Source organism: Streptomyces flavofungini (assembly GCF_041028215.1).
Taxonomy (GTDB): Bacteria; Actinomycetota; Actinomycetes; order Streptomycetales; family Streptomycetaceae; genus Streptomyces; species Streptomyces flavofungini_B.
Genome location: NZ_JASKYR010001061.1, coordinates 1 through 2,082 on the forward strand (window position 1 = coordinate 1; position 2,082 = coordinate 2,082).

Below are 2,082 nucleotides of genomic sequence, written 5' to 3' on the forward strand. Positions count from 1 at the left end.
CCCCCGTACCGGCCCCTGTACCGACCSTCGAACACGCACCCGCACACACCCCACGAACTCCCCCGAGGAGAGCTGATGTCCCGTATCCCCTGCCTCGACGACGAGGCGATGCCCGAGTCCCTGCGCTCCCTCAGCCAGGGCCGCGTCATCAACGTCTACCGGATCCTCGGCCACGCGCCCCGGTCGGTCGGCCAGATCGCCCGGCTCGGCGCCGCGCTGTTCGCCGAGGGCAGCCTCACCCCGGCCGACCGCGAACTGCTGATCCTCACCTACGGCACCGTCTTCGAGGCCGAGTACGAGTGGGAGCAGCACATCCCCATCTCCCGCGCCGTGGGCATCACCGACGCCCAGCGCGACGCCCTGCGCGGCAAGCGGTACGACGCCGACGTCTTCACCCCGGCGCAGCGGGCGCTCCTGGCCTTCGCCGCCGCCTCGGCCGCCGCGCCCCTGGTGGACGAGGCGCTCTTCAAGGCCGTGTCGGCCCACTACACCGAGGAGCAGCTCGTCGAGACGCTCGTCCTGGCGGGCTTCTACTTCCTGCTCGGCCGGGTCTGCACCGTCCTCGACGTCGAGATAGACGCTCCCGAGGGTGACGAGCTCGTGCGCATGGCGCAGACCATGCACAGCGACTGACCCGCAGGTAGACAGGCACATCGACCAAGCGGCACACCGGCTCCGGCGGCCGGTGGGCCGCCGCCGCGCGTGGAAAATCCCTCATTTCCCGACACTGCCCGACGTGCCGCCGGAGCATCACAGAATCTGCATGGCTGCTGGTCATCGAGTGCAACCGTTCGTGCACACGAAGAGATATCGTGGAGCCGAGACGGCCAACTGGCATATTTTCGGTCACTAGTTGGCCGAATGCGTGTGCCATTGGGACCCCGCCGCGCCCCCGTTGAGACGGCCGCGTCGGCGGACCTGCCCCCCATGACACCTGTAGAGGACGTGATGACAGACCTGATACAGGCCACCACCGTGGTGCCCTCGGTGCTGGCCCTGGCCGCCGGTGGTGCGGCCTGGCGGTTCTGGGACCAGTGCCGGGGCGAGCGCGCCGAGAACGGCCGCCTGCGGACACAGGCCGAGGAGACCGCCCGGCAGCAGCGCGCCGCCGAGGACGTCCTCGCGCAGCTCGCGGGCCACGTGATACCCCGTCTCGGACCCGAGGCGGAACGTTCGGGCACCGGCCACGGCGTCGACATCGAGCTGCCCGACGCGCTGGTCGGCACGGTGCTCGCGCAGCGCCTCGCCGAGCTGGCCAACTCCGCGGCGCACACGGTCCGCAAGGTGCAGTACGACGCGCAGACCAGCACCGGCGAGCAGATCGCCGAGGCCGAGCAGGACGCGCGGGAGCAGTCCGAACGCGCGCGCCGGGCCGCAGAGGAGTCCAGCCGCGCCGCCGTGCGCGCCGTCTCCTCCGCGATGGTCGGCATGGCGTCCAAGCTGAGCCAGCGGGTCAGCCAGGGCGTGCGGCGCCACGAGGGCGACGAGGCGTACGAGACGCTGGTCGGCATCGACCACCCCACCCAGCAGATGCTGCTCGTGGCGCAGAACTACGTGGTCCTCTCGGGAGGCAAACTGTCCCGCCGCTGGCCCGCGACGCCGATGACCGACGTGGTCAGGGCGGCCATGGGCAGCATCGAGGAGTACGAGCGGGTCGAGCACCAGGAGCTGGCCGCCACGGTGACCAGCCGGGCCGTCGGACCCGTCGTGCACGCCCTCGCCGTGCTCCTGGACAACGCCGTCCGCTACTCCCCCTCCTCCTCCCGGGTGCACGTCGCCTTCCAGGAGGGCCACCACGGCGTCTCGGTCATCGTCGACGACGCGGGCCTGCGCATGAACGAGGAGCAGCTCACCTGGGCCAGGGAGATCCTGACCGGGGAGCGGCGCGACGACATCAACCAGCTCGGCGCGCACCCGCAGACCGGCCTGCGGTCCGCCGCGGCCCTCGCCGGTGACTACGGATTCCGCATCGACCTGGAGGCCCCGAACCCCTTCGGCGGAACCCGCGTGTACATGTTCATCCCGAAGAGCCTGCTGACCACGTCCGCCGCGCCGCAGCCCGTCGCGCGGCCCGCCGCCGAC

The 2,082-nt window shown here is 71.4% G+C and carries 2 protein-coding genes; both read left to right on the forward strand.

Features of this window, described 5'->3' with window-relative positions; genetic code table 11:
* The first annotated feature begins 75 nt into the window (after positions 1-75).
* Positions 76-633 (forward strand): carboxymuconolactone decarboxylase family protein, encoded by a 558-nt coding sequence (locus AB8Z36_RS38345; RefSeq protein WP_369217985.1) that lies wholly within the window; start codon positions 76-78, stop codon positions 631-633.
* Positions 634-948: 315 nt separating this feature from the next.
* Positions 949-2,082 (forward strand): ATP-binding protein (locus AB8Z36_RS38350; protein ID WP_369217986.1); only part of this gene is annotated, 1,134 nt, incomplete at its 3' end.